General features: G+C 61.8%; 10 protein-coding genes. 6 read left to right on the top strand and 4 right to left on the bottom strand.

What is annotated here, in order from left to right:
• Positions 1 to 42: 42 nt before the first annotated feature.
• Positions 43 to 2,871, top strand: a complete 2,829-nt coding sequence (locus HHL09_RS13500) for a DUF2339 domain-containing protein (RefSeq protein WP_169455155.1) — start codon at positions 43 to 45, stop codon at positions 2,869 to 2,871.
• Positions 2,872 to 2,923: 52 nt separating this feature from the next.
• On the opposite strand, the gene HHL09_RS13495 is transcribed toward HHL09_RS13500, so the two are convergent.
• From HHL09_RS13495 to HHL09_RS13485, 3 genes are all read right to left on the bottom strand, one after another.
• Positions 2,924 to 3,580, bottom strand: coding sequence for a DUF4328 domain-containing protein (locus tag HHL09_RS13495; protein ID WP_169455154.1), 657 nt, complete (start codon positions 3,578 to 3,580; stop codon positions 2,924 to 2,926).
• Positions 3,581 to 3,614: 34 nt separating this feature from the next.
• Complete coding sequence (locus HHL09_RS13490; protein WP_169455153.1) at positions 3,615 to 4,844, bottom strand: aspartate kinase; 1,230 nt, start codon at positions 4,842 to 4,844, stop codon at positions 3,615 to 3,617.
• A gap of 176 nt (positions 4,845 to 5,020) precedes the next feature.
• Positions 5,021 to 5,518: a DUF4190 domain-containing protein gene (locus HHL09_RS13485; RefSeq protein WP_169455152.1), complete on the bottom strand. Its 498-nt coding sequence runs from the start codon at positions 5,516 to 5,518 to the stop codon at positions 5,021 to 5,023.
• Between the two features lie 151 nt (positions 5,519 to 5,669).
• Here HHL09_RS13485 and HHL09_RS13480 point away from each other — a divergent pair, with 151 nt between their 5' ends.
• Together HHL09_RS13480 and HHL09_RS13475 are read left to right on the top strand one after the other, a co-directional pair.
• Complete coding sequence (locus HHL09_RS13480) at positions 5,670 to 8,378, top strand: GDSL-type esterase/lipase family protein (protein WP_169455151.1); 2,709 nt, start codon at positions 5,670 to 5,672, stop codon at positions 8,376 to 8,378.
• 100 nt (positions 8,379 to 8,478) lie between these two features.
• Positions 8,479 to 10,101, top strand: a complete 1,623-nt coding sequence (locus tag HHL09_RS13475; protein ID WP_169455150.1) for a maltoporin — start codon at positions 8,479 to 8,481, stop codon at positions 10,099 to 10,101.
• 16 nt (positions 10,102 to 10,117) lie between these two features.
• Here the strand turns inward: HHL09_RS13475 and HHL09_RS13470 are convergent, their stop codons facing one another.
• Positions 10,118 to 12,124, bottom strand: coding sequence for a right-handed parallel beta-helix repeat-containing protein (locus HHL09_RS13470; RefSeq protein ID WP_169455149.1), 2,007 nt, complete (start codon positions 12,122 to 12,124; stop codon positions 10,118 to 10,120).
• 58 nt (positions 12,125 to 12,182) lie between these two features.
• Between HHL09_RS13470 and HHL09_RS13465 the strand changes: the two genes are divergently transcribed.
• The 3 genes from HHL09_RS13465 to HHL09_RS13455 all read left to right on the top strand — a co-directional run bounded on the left by HHL09_RS13465 (position 12,183) and on the right by HHL09_RS13455 (position 16,435).
• Positions 12,183 to 14,336: a family 1 glycosylhydrolase gene (locus HHL09_RS13465; RefSeq protein WP_169455148.1), complete on the top strand. Its 2,154-nt coding sequence runs from the start codon at positions 12,183 to 12,185 to the stop codon at positions 14,334 to 14,336.
• 70 nt (positions 14,337 to 14,406) lie between these two features.
• The gene (locus tag HHL09_RS13460; RefSeq protein WP_169455147.1) at positions 14,407 to 15,672 is read left to right on the top strand and encodes an MgtC/SapB family protein; all 1,266 of its coding nucleotides are present in this window, start codon (positions 14,407 to 14,409) and stop codon (positions 15,670 to 15,672) included.
• A gap of 73 nt (positions 15,673 to 15,745) precedes the next feature.
• On the top strand, positions 15,746 to 16,435 hold the full coding sequence (locus HHL09_RS13455; protein WP_169455146.1) for a lysozyme inhibitor LprI family protein: 690 nt from the start codon (positions 15,746 to 15,748) through the stop codon (positions 16,433 to 16,435).
• The last annotated feature ends 3 nt before the right edge of the window (positions 16,436 to 16,438 follow it).

The raw sequence follows: 16,438 nt of genomic DNA, 5'->3' as shown, positions 1-16,438 counted from the left end.
ATCGATGCCGCGGCGGCGTATCCGGATGCTAGCTAGAAGGGTGTGAACCCTTTGAAGGCGGCCGCCCTCCAAGCCCGGATCGAAGCGCTACGCGAAGAACTCGCCACCGCAGAACGGCACCACCAGACGCAGGTGCGCTCGCTGTGGCTCAGGCTGCAGGATCTGGAAAGCGAGCTGCATGCCGCCGCAGCTCCGGCGGAAGGAGAGCAGACAATCCCCGAAGCAGCGACAGTTCTGGCAGAGGTGGCGGAAGAGGAAGCTCCGGTGTTCGTTCCGGAGCCGATTGCCGAACCAAGCGTGACACCCGCGGTGATGGATCCTCCGGTGGCGTCTCCACCGGTGACCACCCCCCCGCCCTTCCCGGTCGCGAGGGATACTTCCTTCGAACTCCAGTTCGGCCGCGTATGGCTGGTGCGGCTGGGCATCGGCCTGCTGGTGACCGGCCTCGTGCTGCTGGGGAATTTCGCTTACAAGAACTGGATCCGCGATCTCTCGCCGGGCATTCGCCTCGCGGCACTGTATCTCGGATCGCTAATGCTTTCCGGCGGCGGCTTCTATCTGGCAGGGAGAGAGAACCTCCGGCGCTTCGGTGAAGTGCTGATCGCGGGCGGGATGGCATTCTTCTACTGGTGCACCTTCGCGTCCCACCATGTGCCGCGCTTGCAAGTGGTGGAGTCACCGGTGGTAGCGGGTATGATGCTTCTGTTCGCCGCGGGAGGAATCGTAGCGGTCTCCCTGAAGCGCGATTCGAAGGCGACGGCGGTGATGGGACTACTACTCGCATCGTACTCGACCGTGCTGCAGCCGCTCGGCTGGCTCTCCGCGGCATCGAACCTGGTGCTGGCTGGCATGGGCACCGCGCTGATGCTTCGACCCGGATGGGTAATGCCAGGAGTCGCGTCGATGGTGGGAACCTATGTGGCCTTCTTCTGGTGGCAGATTGCAGGGGCCATCGGCAGTCGTCCGGACAATCCCGCGGCGCTGTGGTTCCTGCCGCCGGTGTGGGCGATGTTTGCGCTGCCGGGCGTGCTCGGGATTTCGAAGCGCTTCCCGGGTTTCTCGGAACGGGAGCGCGCGGCTTTTGCCACGGGAAACAATGTCGCGTTTTTCGCGCTCTTCTCCGCGGTATGGCAGGAAATCGAAGGAAGAGAGGACTACTGGCTGGTGCCGGGGGTGTTTGGCTTGGTGCTGCTGGCATTGGGGGCGATCGGTCGCCGCAAGGATGAAGCCGCGGGATGTCATTTCGCCCAAGGCATCGCGGCCCTGACCCTATCACTGGTGCTGGAGCTCGAAGGCTTCCAGCTCGCCCTCGCCCTAGCAGGGCAAGCGCTCAGCCTCTCACTCGTCTTCGCCCGCTATCGCGGCAGGAGCGAACTGCTTTTCGCAATGATGGCGACGGCGGGGGCCACGATGATGATCTTCGACTTCCGCTTGCAGGATCTCGATGTGCCTGCGTGGAGCCATGGGCTGACAGCACTGCTCCTGACGGCGGCGGCTTTCCCGCTGCGGAGAGGATGCGATGCCGCAGAGCTTCCGGATTTCATGAAGAAGGCTGCCCGCTTTGCAGCGGCAGTCGCGTTCGTGGCTGGGGCGAACGCAGCCCTCACGGGATGGTGTCTTGAGCTGGCTTCGTTCTGGAGAGCTCCCGCCGCCGCAGCGATCGCGCTGGGCATGACGGCTTTCACACTGCTGCGGGACCGGGACCGCCGCTTGGAGGAGGCCGCCTACGTCGCGCTATGCTTCCATTTCGCGTCGGTCGTCTTCCTATTGCTGGCAGATCGGGAGTTGAAGATGTGGGGAATTCTCACGGTCACCTTCATCAGCCTCGCCAGCCATTGGCTGTGGATGCGTCACCCGGTTCGGGCGGCGAAGTCATCCCTCGACCTGGCGGCGAAACCTGCGGCCTTGCTGTGGGTGACGGCGCTCGCGGCCTTCGCCTCGATCTGTCGGGCGCAGGAGTTCCTGCATGTCCCGCTGCTCACGAACCTCATTTCCCTTTCGGCAGTGGCCATCCTGCTCGCGGCGATCGCACGTTTCATCTTCCGCAGTCCGATCTTGGCGATGGTGGCAGCGCTCTTCCTACCGATCGGATACGCGCTTCAAGTCTGGCATCAAGGTCCGTCATGGCTGATCGAGTTTATCCCGGTGGGAACAGCGCTGATTCTTACGGGAATCGCAGTATTTCCGTCGTCGGGCCGGGAGGAGTTCCGGCACACGTCGCTCATCCCGCGCGCCTTCGGCATGCTTTCGTGGATCTTCGCCTGGAGGGAGATCGTCCCGGAATTTCTCGGCGAGATCCTCGCGGGCAGCGGACTTGGCTTGCTGCTGCTTTCACGGCGCTTCCGCCAGAATTTGCCCGAGGCATGGGTCCTCCTCCTGGCAGGCGCGGTGTGGTTGCTGAATAGATTCGCGACCTTGCCATGGGATGCATACGAGCCGGCAGCCTTCCCGCATGGTGCCGTGGTGATCTTGTCGCTGTTCACCGCAGGGTTCCTGATGAAGAAGGAGCAGTTGAAGGAAAGGTCATCCTGGCTACTCTTCTTCAGCTCGGCGCTGCTCGCGATCTGGTCGAGCCAACTCCTGATCTGGCATTTCGATTGGAAGCCGGTAGCAGTCCTTTGGACGGGACTCGGCTTCCTTCTCGTTTGTACCGGCCTCTGGCAGAAGACGGCGGCGCTGCGTCACGCGGGATTCATCCTGCTAGCCTTGTCACTTGGGAAGCTCTTCACGGTCGATGTATGGGACTTCAATACCTTCACACGCGTGGCAGCCTTCCTCGCCCTCGGCGTGGCACTGGTGGTGCTGGGCTTCTTTTACAATCGCTTTGCGGATGTGCTGAGAAAGCTCTTCGAGGGAGATGGAGTGAGATGAAGAGAAGCCCTGTCCGACGAGCCTGAGGCCGTTTGGCTAGTGACGTATCGAATCAAGCAGCACACCGCGCCGCCTGCGCCTTCGAGATGCGCATCACGATTTTCCATGCGCAGACAAAGGTGAAGATCGACCACAGGAGAAGGAGGTGTTCCGCCATGGTCGGCACGGCATCGGGCGGATGCTCGCCAAGCATGGCGACAACCACGATGCCGCCAACCAAGGCAATCATCTGGGTGCTCCACCACAGGGCGACTCCCGCAGTGCTGCCGTAGGAGGCCTTCGCGATTCCCGCCATGGCCCGGCAGGGCCAGATGAAATTCAGGATCGGGATGAAGTAGCAGCCCACCGACATGGCCGGGGTCATCTTCATCACGGATGGGTCCAGGATCCACGCGTTCCTGGCCGCGCGGTATTTCCACAGGAAGAAGAACAAGATCCCGGCAAGAAAGGCACCGAGCATCAGCCATTCAAAGAGCCCCAGTCCCTCCGCCACGACGTAGTAGGTGTCGTGCTGATGCAGCGCGGAAATCCCGATCTCCGCGGGGAACGACCTTTGGAAGTGATCGGCGACTTCACCCAAAGTGCCCAGGGCGTAGAAGAAGACGGCGAACAGGCCCAGCAAGCGCGGATTCTTCAGCCCCTCCACTCCCGGCATGGGAAGCGGAGGCGGGCTGCTATCGGCCGAGGGTGCTTGGTATGGATTTTCCATCGCGCACCCTCCCGTAGCTTCAAGCGTGCCGGACTTACTTTACCGGTTCCTTGTCGAGATTGAAGGCATCATGCACCGCACGCGCCGCATCCTCGATGCGAGGCTCATCAACCGTCACGGCGATCTTGATTTCGGAGGTGGAGATCATGCCGATGTTGATGCCGGCTTCGCCAAGGGCCTTGAACATGGTGGCGGCGACGCCCGAGTGGGAGCGCATGCCAATGCCGACGGCGGAAAGTTTCGCGATCCCTGCCTCGGTCTCGATCCGGGCGTCCGGGCTGATCTCCGCCAGCACCTGCTTCAGCGCGGCCTGGGCCTTGCCGAGATCGTTCGAATGCATCGTGAAGGAGTGACGCGCGCGATCATCGTGCGCGATGTTCGACACGATCATATCGAGATTAATCTCCGCCTCACCCAGCGCGCCGAGGATCTTGCCGGACATGCCGGGTACATCGGGAATACCGGTGATGGTGACGCGGGCTTGGGAGCGCTCGATCGAGACTCCGCGGATAACGACGTTTTCCATGGCGGGATGTTCTTCGAGCACCAGCGTGCCCGGATTGTCATTGAGAGAGGAGCGGACTTCGAAGACCACGCCGAATTTCTTGGCGAACTCGACGGAGCGGGACTGCATCACCTTCGACCCGGACGAGGCCATTTCCAGCATCTCGTCGTAGGAAATTTCCGGAAGCTTGCGGGCGTTTTTCACGATCCGCGGATCGCAGGTATAAACGCCGTCCACATCGGTGAGGATCTGGCAGACATCCGCCTTCAGCGCGGCGGAAATGGCGATGGCCGTGAGGTCCGAGCCACCGCGGCCGAGGGTGTGGATCATGCCTTCCGGCGTGATGCCTTGGAAACCCGCGACCACGAGGGTATTTCCCTCCTCGAGCGAGCGCTTCATGAACTCAGGATCGATGTCCTGAATGCGGCCGCGGGTGTGGGAACCGGTGGTGAAAATGCCTGCCTGGCGGCCGGTCACGGAGACCGCCTCCACACCTGCCTCATGCAGGGCCATGGAGACAAGGGCGATCGACTGCTGTTCGCCGGTGGCCAACAGCACGTCCATCTCGCGCTCGGAGGGAGTCTCGCTGAACTCCCTTGCCATCTTGATCAGGCCATCGGTGATGCCAGACATCGCGGAAACGACGGCAACCACTTGATTGCCTTCGTCGCGGGTGCGTTTCACGCGTGCGGCGACGTTGCGCATGCGATCGATGGAGCCGACAGAAGTGCCGCCGTATTTTTGGACGATAAGGGCCATGGCCGGTGAACGGGGCCGGGAGTGAATGAGACCCGGGGAGCCTTGGCAAGCCCGCGATTGGGCATCGGCGCAGGCGTCCGGATTTTTGGAATAAACTGAGATTCAAAGCCCTTGCTTGCTCCAAGCCGCGGCTAGGCCCGCTGCAACGGACCCGCCCCACAAACCGACCCGAGCTTTTAGCGTGAACGATTTATCGCCATCAGGCGCCGCAACTGACGATGCTGGAACCAGCGACCGAAGCGAGGAGCGGCCCAAGCGGCAAAGACGATCACCACAAGGCCGAGCAGCGCGACGATCAGCAAGGAGCCGTAATGTTCCACAAGCTTGCCGAGGGCTCCCGAAGCAGCCGGCTGGGCCTCGACGGTCCGGACGACGGGATCGAGGCCCGAGAAGTCCGCCGGGAGCTCACGCGAAAAGTTTCCGGTCAAAGGAATCGAAAGCTGCAGCATTCCGCCGAGGGCGAGCAAGGGCAGACCGAAGAAGAGGCCAAGGATGCAGTAGCCGATGATCAATGCCGCACCCGCGAAGGCATGATCGCGAAGCGATCTCCTGCGCGCAAGATGTCCGCAGATGACGCCGGGAATCGCCAGCAGGCCGAAGCTGAGCGCTCCCAGGCAGGACAACGAAAAAGCCGCGATCGAGAGCGCGCCGGGTTGATTCTTCCCATAATCCATAGTGGGACGCTGGGCAGAATCGCCACAGCTGTCGAGATAGCGTAGGGGTGCTCAAAGTGACAATTTCGGCATGAATCCCCTCCTGCCACCCCCATTTCATGTGACGCCCGCTTTTTCGGGAAAGCGGCTAGCCATTGGATTCCAAATCCGTATGCACCGCTCGCCCCGCCTGTCCCTGATCCTGGCATTCCTGCCGGTGATCCTCCCCGCCGCCGCGGATCCCCTGACTTGGGACACGGTCGTCGATGGCACTCTGCTCACCCACGGTAGCGGGACATGGGACCTCACCGGCCTGCGCTGGAACAATGGCGCGGGAGGGAATGTCGCTTGGACGAATTCCCCGGTGAGAGATGCCACATTCATCGGCGGAGCTTCCGGAGCCACGGTGACCATCGGCACTGATCCGATCATCGCGGGCACGATCAGCTTCAACGGCACCGGGAATACCATCCTGCAGGGTCCTCTAGCCAATCTGACCGCAAGCACGCTCGAGGTGAGCACCTTCTTCGATGGGAAGCTGGTGATGAACTCTCCAGGCTCCGGGATGCTTTCGCATGTCCCGGCGGTTTCCATCGCGGAAGGCTCCTCGCTTTACCTCTCCAGCGCGGTGGTCGTGGACAGCGCGATCACCGTCAAGGGCCCCGGAAACAATGAGAACCGCGGCGCGTTACGGCTGGACAACGATTCGAGGGTCCAAGGGTCGATCCAGCTGACGGGAGACGCGACTTTCGGAAGCAGCTTCGGTCTCGGAATCATTGCGAGCACCGTGAGCGGACCCTTTGGCTTCAACCAAGCCGCGACCAGTCCGGGCATTATCCGCCTCACTGGCGACAATCAGCACAGCGGCGGGACCAAGCTGGTCAATGGCGTGGTGCAGGCCGGGCACGACCATGCCTTCGGCAGCGGAACCCTGAGTATCGGCAATGTCACCCTGTCTTCTGATTCGGCCAGTCCGCGCAGCTTTGCAAATCCCTCGATCCTGAGCGGGACCGCAGTGGTGCTGGGGAGCTCGACGAACAACGGCAAGCTCACTTTCCAAGGCGCGGCCAGCACCGGAACGACGAACCGCACCATCACGGTGAATTCCGACGTGGAGTTCAATGCGCTCCTCAGCGGTGGCCAGGTGACCAAGTCAGGCCCCGGAAAGCTGGTCCTGAACGGGAGCCTCACCGCATCTACGGCATCCACCGTACTTGCGGGAGCGCCGGTGACATTGGGCACCAGCGGGGCGACCATCGATACCAACGGCTTCGATATCTCGCTGCCGGTCGTTTTCGAGGGGCAAGGCGGCTTCAAGAAGACGGGAAACGGCACGCTTTCACTGAGTGGCAGCTCCACCTTCACCGGCCCGGTCACGGTCGCCGCAGGCAGCCTGCGGTTGCTTCCTTCAACGGTGCTTCCTGCCGGGCTCAAGGTCCTGCCGCTCGGGGACTCGATCACCTTCGGCTACGGCGGGCGCGATGGCTACCGGTCTTATCTTCATACGAAGCTGGTCCGAAACGCACCGGACTTCCGCTTTCTCGGAGATTCGACGGAGGTTCCGCTGAATCCCTCCAATCTTCCGGCGGAGCAGCTCTTTCACGCGGGCCATTCGTCCTATTCGACGACCGACATCAAAAACAACCTGAACGGCCTCGATACCGCCACCTTCCAAATGTACGGCGGTGCCGAGCGCAACCCGCACGGCGGATACTGGCTCACCGGCGGGCATGGCACCGGACGCACCGCCATTTTTCCCGATGCCGTGCTGCTGCTAGCGGGAACGAATGACCTCGACCGGCTGGACATGGCTGGCGCGCAAGCCCGGTATCGGGCGCTGCTCAATGAGATTGCCACGCTCCGTCCCGATGCACGGATCTTCGCCGCCAAGATTACGCCTTGGTCGGCGAATCCCTCGAAGGTGACCCAGTTCAACCAAGTGATCACCAACTTGGTCACCGAGTTCAGGAACGCGGGGAAGAAGGTCACCTTGGTCGATCTCTTTACCGGCTATACCGGCGGCTTTGTGGATGGCGTCCATCCCGCCGAAGCAGGCTATCAATGGATGGCGGACCAGTGGCACGCGGCACTCCTCTCGGCATTGGGCACCGCCATGATTCCTGATCTCAGCCATGCCTCCTCGGTAACGGTGATGCACGATGCTGCGATCGAAGGCACGGGCAAGCTCCCCACCGCCAGCATCTCGGGGACGATCCGCTCCACCATCAGCGCGAAGGGGGCCAGTCTGCTAGAGATCACCGGAAACCTCGATCTGGACCATGCCACGCTGGCGATCACGGCGCCGGCACAGCCATCGCAGCCATCCTATGAGATCCTCCGCTACACGGGAGATCTCAGCGGGGATTTCGCAACCGTGGGTGGCATCCCTTCCGGCTTCCAAGTGACGCATGTGCCGGGGGCGAAGAAGATCTACCTCGCCACTGCCTACGAAGCGTGGCGGCTGAACTCGGGAATCCCGGATGAATCGAAATCGCCGGAGGCGGATCCCGATCAGGATGGCAGGTCCAACCTCCTCGAATACGCCTTGGGAGGAAAGCCTCTCGATCCGACGGACCGCGGAACACTAGTGGAAAATCTCAATGACTCCAGCGGAGGCCCGCAACTCGGTTTGTTGATCGCCACGCATGCCGGCGCGAGCTTCGCGGCGGGTGCCGATCACGGGCTCGTCGCGAGCGTGGCCGGCACGACTTATCAGGTGGAGGCATCTTCCGACCTTGCTGCCTGGGATCTCTCCGTGAGCGAAGTCCTGCCGCTACCCGAGGGACTACCTCTCCCTCCGAAAGGCTACGAATACCATGCTTTCACGACCGGCATGCAGGACCGCGCCTTCGTCAGGGCGAAGGTCTCGCAGATGCCTTGATTTTCTGTCTTATACCAAGGGCTAACTTGACCTCTATCGCCAGGTTATGGCTGATAGAGTAATGGGCAAATCCATCCCCGGCATTGCTGGAGCCATGTTCATGTCGGCACTTCCCGCTCTTTCCCAAGAAGACGCGACGGAAGCTTTGAGAAAGGAGATCCAAGCCATGCGGCACGAGTACGAGAGCCGCATCGAGAAGCTGGAATCGCGCATCCAAGAACTCGAAGAGAAGCCAGCACCGAAGAAGAAGGCCTCGTCCTCGCAGGCGAGCCGCCGGGCACCCCAAGCCGCTGCCACAGCCGAGGGCGAAGCGGACGCAACAACCGACGAGGACAGCTCCTTGGCGGAGGCGATCCGCGAGCGCCGCAAACGCACGGATGAGCAATTCCGCGGCGACACCGAAGTGCGGGACATCGCCCGCAGGCCCGATGCGGAGAAGGCGCTGGATGCCCGGATCGAGGAAGTGCTGGAGGGCTACCTGGATATCACCGGTTATTTCCGCGCGGGCTATGGTCGATCGGATTCCGGTGGTCCGCTGCGAGCCTTCGGGATTCCCGGCGTGGCGAAGTATCGCCTGGGTAACGAAGCGGAGAACTACGGCGAGCTCGCCTTCGCAAAGACCTTCTTTCCTGCGGGGATCTTTTCTTCAAGCGGCGCAAACCCGAACGACCCGGTAGCCCGCGTGAATCTGCGGATGGCCTTCTTCAACCCCTATGACAACTACGGAGCGGCTTCGGATACCGACTTCTCCCTGCCTGAAATCTGGGGATCGATCACGAACGTGATCCCATCCATGCCGGAAGCGAAGTTCTGGGCCGGCAGTCGTTTCTACCGGCGGCATGACATTCACATCAACGACTTCTACTTCTGGGACATGAGTGGCGGGGGCGCAGGCATCGAGGACGTGCCGCTGGGTGCCGGCAAGCTGGCCGTGGCATGGATCGGCGATGGCGCGGAGAGCGCGATCTACACCGACCTCGGCAATCCCGATCCTTTGAACGTCGCCGGCTACAGCAAGAACAGCTTCGACATCCGCTGGTATGACTGGCCGTTCGGCGGCAAGTCGAAGGGCGAGCTGGGCATTGCCTATTCCAGCGCGGAATCGGGAGTCGACTCCAATGGTCTCCAAGCCCCGGATGCAGATGGTTTCTCGGTGAGCCTGGTGCGGACCACCGAGGACTTCCTCGACATGGAAAGCCTGCACAAGACCTCCCTGCAATTTGGCACGGGGCCAGCCAAGACCTTCACGACCGGCTTCGAGAATTTCAACACACCCGATGGCACCTTCATCCGCCCGGATCCCGACGAATCATGGCGCTTCCGCGCGACCGACCAGTGGGTGTTCAAGCCCTTCGAGCACTTCTCCATCGGTAGCGCGATGGTCTATCAATACACGGAGTTCGGGGACAACGCGCCTTACCAGCACTGGGTCTCCGGAGGCGTGCGACCGATCTGGCATTTCAATGACACCTTCAGCATCGCGCTGGAACCCGGAGTCGATTGGATTTCCGGCAACTCTTCCGGAAACAGCGGGATGCTCGGCAAAATCACGCTGGCACCCCAGATCTCCTTCGGCGGGGAGTTCTTCAGCCGCCCTGTGCTTCGCGGCTTCCTGACCTATGCCATGTGGGCGGACGGCTTGGAAGGAAGCGTGGGCGGGGTCGACTATGCCCGCGACACCGAAGGCTGGAGCTGGGGCGTCCAGATGGAATCGTGGTGGTGAGAAGCAGGGAGGCTTCTCAGTAGCTCACCGAAAGCCTCACGAACAACTTGCCCGGGCCATACGGAAGATCCCGCCAGTAGTTTCCGTTCCCATCCGTTTGCTCCGCAGCCTGGACTTCCGTCCAAGGGCCGGTGCCATCGGATGCCTGCACCTGATAGCTTAGCGAGGCGTCTGCCTTCCGGTAACGGAAGCGGAAGACCTCACCCTCGTTTACACCGGAAGGGGCAAGCTGCAGATCGGAGTGCAGCGGGTCCATTCCCTGCGAATACTCAATCAAATTGCGCACGCCATCGCGATCCGGATCTTCATCGTCTCCGGAAGTACCGCTTCCGTCGGCAACGCCGAAGTACATCGCACGCCAAGCGTTCAATCCGGATGCCAGCTCATGGAAGCCGACATCGACCCTCGCTCCCGCAAGCCGCGAGTTCCCGAAGTAATCCTCCTCCCCTGCTGGCGGCACGAAGGATGGCTCGCCGCGGTCACGGCAAAAGGAAGAGGCACTCAGCTTGAAGTCGCCCGCCTGTGCGCTACCAGCAGGCGCAGCTACCACAAATTCCGGATCATGGAAGCTTGAGCGCGAATCGCTGCCAACCGCCGCCCGCCATGCGGTGAGACCGGTATAGGCCGTATTCCCCGCATCGGGTCCTTCACCGGTTAGATTCAGGCCGAATTGGATTTCGGACTCTGCACCTTGGCAGAAGTAGATGTTGTCCTCGAAAACATTTCCCTGCCCGAACACCCGTTGCGAGGCAGTGCCTCCTTCGGCGTAGTGGACGACCATCTGCCTGGTGGCGGGATTTGCCCAGACGATGTTATTCCTGAAGGTATTCTGCTCGAAGTAGAACTGGATGGCGACCTGTCCTCCGAAGGTCTGGAGGGTATCATTGAGGTAAAGGGTGTTATTGCGGATCTCGCAAAGCCGTGTCTTCCCGCGATTGGCATCGTAGCCTCCCATGATCAGCCCGGCGCCCATATTGTGGTGAATCAGGTTGTTCAACAGGTGGATTTCATCGGTGGCTCCGCTGGCGTGCTCGCTTGCGAGTTCGATGCCGAAGTTGCAGCCATAGACGCGGTTTCCCTCAACGGTGATGTTCGTGCCGCCATCGATATAGATACCCGCGGCGGAGCGCTCGCCACCGCCGGTCGTGAAGTTCCCGCCATAGCCGGGATTGAAGGAACTATCGATGCCGTGGACCAAGTTGCCGCGACAGATGCCATTCCGCGCGCGATCGAAGTCGGCCGGGGCGGATTCCTCGTAGCCGATAAAGTCGATGCCGATGTTGTTGCAATCGTGGACATGGTTTCCGATCACCGCAAAGTTGGTGACGTTGCCATTCAGCACCACGGATTCGCTCTGCCCGGTCCGGAGATTGAAAACCTCGTTGTTCTCCAGGACCAGGCCATCGATCGGCGTGGCGGAGGTGCCGTAGACCGCGATGCCGAAGCCATCGGAAGTAGCAGAGGTGGCGCTCTGCCAAATGTGATGGACCTTGCAGCCGCTCACCTTGATCCCGCTGCCGCTGCCTTCGATCTGGATGCCGACCGGGATTCGATTGGCGATGATGGTCTTGTAGTTCCCAATATCCAGACCCTCGAGATGAATGTGGCTGCAATTCTGAACCGTCACCAAGCCGATAAGTCCGCCGCTGGGAACGATCAGGCTAGTGCCATCGATCACGGGCGCCTCGCCTTGGTAGGCACGAATCACGATCGGGGAAGCAACACTGGCGGTCTTGCCACTCAGGATGAGACGCTCGGCGTAGGTGCCGGCACGGAGATTGAGCGTATCACCGCCCTTCAGCTGGGCGACGGCGTAAGCGAAGCTTTTCCAAGGGAGGGCCAGCGAGCCGGGATTGGCATCGCTCCCTGCGGGGGAAATGTAGAAATCAGCGGCCCGGGCACCCCCGGCACCGAGGAGACAAAGCAGGAAACCGAGAGCGGGGAGACGGCGGACGTGCATGCCCTTACTCGCAGGAACGGGCAGCCGGGCGTCAAGGCCGCAAGGGAGAAGATCCTGTGACATCCGATCGATGAAAACGCGGGCTTTGCCATCGGCCCGCGATCTTTCAAGCTGCCCGCACATGGCACTCCCCAACGGTTTCCTTTTTGGCACGGCCAACGCCGACCATCAGGTGGAAGCGTACGATCCCGACCGCGAGGACGTCTGGGATCTGTGGGAGCGATACCAAGGGCTGACTCCGCGGGGACGCGCCACGGATTTCTGGAATCGCTACGAGGAAGACATTGCCGCGGCGGCCAGCATGGGCTGCCGGCTCTTCCGCTTTTCCATCGCTTGGGCACGCGTGGAAACTTCTGCAGGGGTCTTCGACGAGGAAGCCCTTGCGCATTACCGGCGGGTCGCCGAGTGCGTCCGCAGCCACGGCATGAAGGTGATGGTCACGCTCCACCACTTCGTGTGGCCGGTGTGGCTGGAGAAGCATCATGGCGGGATGATCGGCGAGAAATTCCCGGATCTCTTCGCCAGCTATGCGGCCAAGGTAGCGGACACCCTGGGTGATCTGGTGGACTGGTGGATCACCTTCAATGAGCCGAGCCAGCTGACCTTCGGCTATATCCGTCCATGGTGGCAAAACCGCTACTACATGCCGCCAGGCCTGCCACGCGGCACGGAGGTGGAAGCGGAGGCCGAGGCCGTAGGAAAGCTGGTGCCAAATCTGTTCCGCGCGCACGCCCGCGCACGCAGCCGGATCAAGGCGCGCAACGAGGCGGCAAAGGTGGGCGTGAACCCGCTGGTGACCGGCTTCCCGACCTGGCTTCAGATGCTGATGGACTGGGGCGCCTGCCATCGCGGGCTCTCGGAGGCGGTCTTCAAGTTCACCACGAAGGGAGCATTGGTCAGCGAGCGCGGTGAAGTGGATCTCGTGATCGGCGGCATCACCGAAGGCGATCAAACGCGCTTCGAGTTCAGCGACCCCTACCTGCGCACGGGCAAGGCGGTGCTGGTGCTGGAAGGCTACGAGGGCGAGGGACTGAATTCCCTGGCTGGCAAAGAGGTCGGAGTCCTCGGCATTGGCAACCAGCCCGCGAGCTGGAAGCGGGATCTTCCGGCACAAGCGAGGAAGAAGGTTTTCGCCAACTACGATGAAGCTCGTAATTCACTCGCGGAGGGAAAGATCCACGCGGTCTATGGCGATGCCTTCTTCCTGCTACCTTTCGAGCTGAAGGATCGGGAGCGCTTCCGTTTTCTCGCCACCGGACTGAGCGACGAACATTACGTGGTGGCAGCACCGCACGGGCACGGACGACTGATGGATCGGGTGAATCGCGCGGTAGCGCTCTTTCAGCACGACCTCGCGCTGGCCTGCGAGGTTCCTTGGATTTCCCAGCCGGAACAAGTGGCCAAGGACGCACAGCGCCCGCTTTCACTGCACGAAGTCTTCGTCGGGGGGGATTCGCTGCCGGACAGCATGTCGAGCGGACGCGGGGTGCGGCGCATCCGGCGGCGCGGCAAGATCCGCATCGGCATCCGCAAGGATGCCCCCGGCGTGTCCCATTCCTGCGAAAAGGAAGGCCTGGAACTGCGGCTGGCACGGCGCATCGCGCTGGAGGTGCTGGGCGATGAGTCGAAGCTCGAGGTGGAGGCACTGGATCCCTGCGAGCGCCTGGAAGTGCTGCAATCGAAGTCAAGCTGGCTCAACTGGGCGTGGCGCTTCTGGGGCACCACCAGCCTGATCGCGAATGCCAACTGGTGGTACCTCGGGACTTCGGGAAGATTGCCGGAAGAGCTCTGCCCGGCGGAAGCGATCGGTGCGCAGGACTTCGTGGGATTGGATTATTACTGGGGCCTACCGACTTGGCGGCTGCATCGCTTCCGTCTGCTGGAGGAAGCGGCACACGGACGGTTCTTGAGAGCGCCGGTTTGGCCGCAGGGCTTGTTCCATGCCTTGCAGCGCTTCCATCGCTGGTTCCCGGATCAGGAGCTGCTCATTGTCGAAAATGGCTGCGTGCCCTCTGCGGATGGCATGACGCGCGGAGACTATATCAAGGCGCACTTCGCCCAAGTGGAGAGGGCATTGAAGAAGGGAGTTCCGGTAAAGGCCTACAACTACTGGTCCATCACTTCGAATCGCGAGTGGGGCCATGCCTTCGATCCGAATACCGACTTCGGTTTGTTGTTCGTGGATCTGGACAAGGACTCCCAGCTGACCCGGGTAAAGACAGCCGAGGCAAAGATCTACCGGGAGCTGATCGAAGAAAAGTCGGTGCAGCGTTGAGCCGAGAAGGAATCGCGGCAACTTGCTAGAGACGCATTCCGCGGCTAGGGTGGACAACCCTTCCCGCGCGATGAATGACGAGCCCCACTTTGCCGCCACACTGGTCCTGCTGAAGGGCCTCGGCACTGCTCTCGGCCTTGGGCTTCTGGTCGGCTTGGAGCGCGAGTGGAAGAAGAACCCGATGGCGGGTATCCGCACCTTCGGCCTGATCGGACTTTTCGGCGGCCTTTCGGGAGCGATGGCCATGGCCTTTGGCGGCTGGATCATCGCAGGGGGCTTGGTCGCCTGCACGGCCATGGCGATCATGGCGAATCTCACCGCCATGCGCCAAGCGGAGCCCGACATCGGGCTGACCACGGAGTTCGCGATGCTGGCGATCTTCGCCATCGGCTGTCTCGCCGGCACGGGTCAACTTGCACCGGCGGTCGCTTGCGCGGGCACGGTGATGGTCCTGCTCCACTATAAGGACCCGCTCCATGGTGCGGTCCGGAAGGTTGATGCCAAGGAGCTCAAGGAGATTGCCCGTCTCGTCCTGATCGGACTGGTGATCCTGCCACTGCTGCCGAACGAGAAGATGGGACCGCTCGGCGTCCTCAATCCGTTCAAGATCTGGCTGATGGTTGTGCTCATCGTCGGCATGAGCTTGGTCGCCTATCTCGTTGGCAAGTTCATCGGCGGGACGAAGAGCTCCGCGATCTCCGGCATCCTGGGCGGCCTCGTCTCCAGCACTGCGATCACCGCCAGCGTTTCCCGGCGGAGCAAGGCAGAAGGTTCTGCGGGCACGGTTCTTGCAGCGATCGTCCTCACCGCTTCCTGTGTGGTCTTTGCCCGCGTGATGGTGGAAGTCGTTCTAACAGCTCCCGCCCACAAGTCGGCCTTGCTGCCACCCCTGGCGGCGATGCTGGCGTGGACCGCGATCATCGCGGCAGCGGTGCTCTGGCTCGCCAAACGTTCCGGGGAAAAGCCTGGTGATGAAGAAGCGCCATCCGAGCTGAAAGGTGCCGTGATGTTCGGCCTGCTTTACGTCGGCGTGCTCTATGCAGTGGCCTTGGGGAAAGAGCACTTTGGGAACTCCGGGCTCTATGTTGTCGCTGCGATTTCCGGTCTCACCGATGTGGATGCTATCACGCTCTCCACCTCAGGGCTCGTCGCTTCGGGTGAAGTCGACCCCAAGACCGGCTGGCGCGTCATCTTGATCGGCGGCCTTGCAAACACGCTCTTCAAGGCAGGCATGGCCGCGGTGCTTGGTACGGGCCGCTACATCAAATGGACCTCGGCGGGTTTTGGTGCGGCGGCCGCGGGAGGACTCGCGATCCTCTTTCTGTGGCCGTGGTGAAAGTCGTCGCCGCCATCGCAAAATGGGAGAGCCTCCGATTGCGGGACCGGCGTCATTGAACCAGAATGCCGTCATGAGATCCGCGATCACCGCTTTCTTGCTCGCCCTGGGCATCGCCTGCGGCGGCGATTTGGAAACCGCCAAGGCCGAGTTTGCCAAACAGGACAAGGCACTCAACGAGACCTATGTGCAGCTCAAGAAAGAGCTCTCGCCCGAGCGATTCGCGCTGCTCCAGCAGGACCAGCGCACTTGGATCGAGCATCGCGAATTCATGGCGAAGTGGCAGGAGCGGGAAGACGCACCGGAAACGGCGGTGGACCGCTGGGAACTCGCGGGCCGCCTGACCGAGGGCCGGATCGATTGGATGAAGTCTTGGCTCAAGCTGGACCAGCGCAAGGAGGGCTGGGCCGGCCGCTATTCCGATGGCTACAATGGCGTCCTGGAAATCGTGGAGAAGGATGGGAAGACCTGGTTCGTTCTCAATGTCGTCCGCGGCCCGACATTCCATGTGGGCGGCATCGGCGGGCAGTTCCGCCTGAACGGCCGCATGGGATGGTTCGAGACGAAACCGGATGGCGAGGAGCGGCCAACTTGGCTCACGTTCCGCGAAGGCTATGACAAGCCCGGCATGATCACCGTGGAAGGTGAGAATACCTCCTACTTCCACGGTGCCCGGGCCTACTTCGATGGGACCTATGTCTGGACCGGCGAGCTGACGCCGGAAGAACAGAAGAAGGTCATCGAAGGCAAGTGGGACGAGTGAGCT

Origin of the sequence: Luteolibacter luteus (genome assembly GCF_012913485.1) — a bacterium.
GTDB lineage: Bacteria > Verrucomicrobiota > Verrucomicrobiia > Verrucomicrobiales > Akkermansiaceae > Haloferula > Haloferula lutea.
This window is presented reverse-complemented; position numbering and strand designations above follow the sequence as displayed.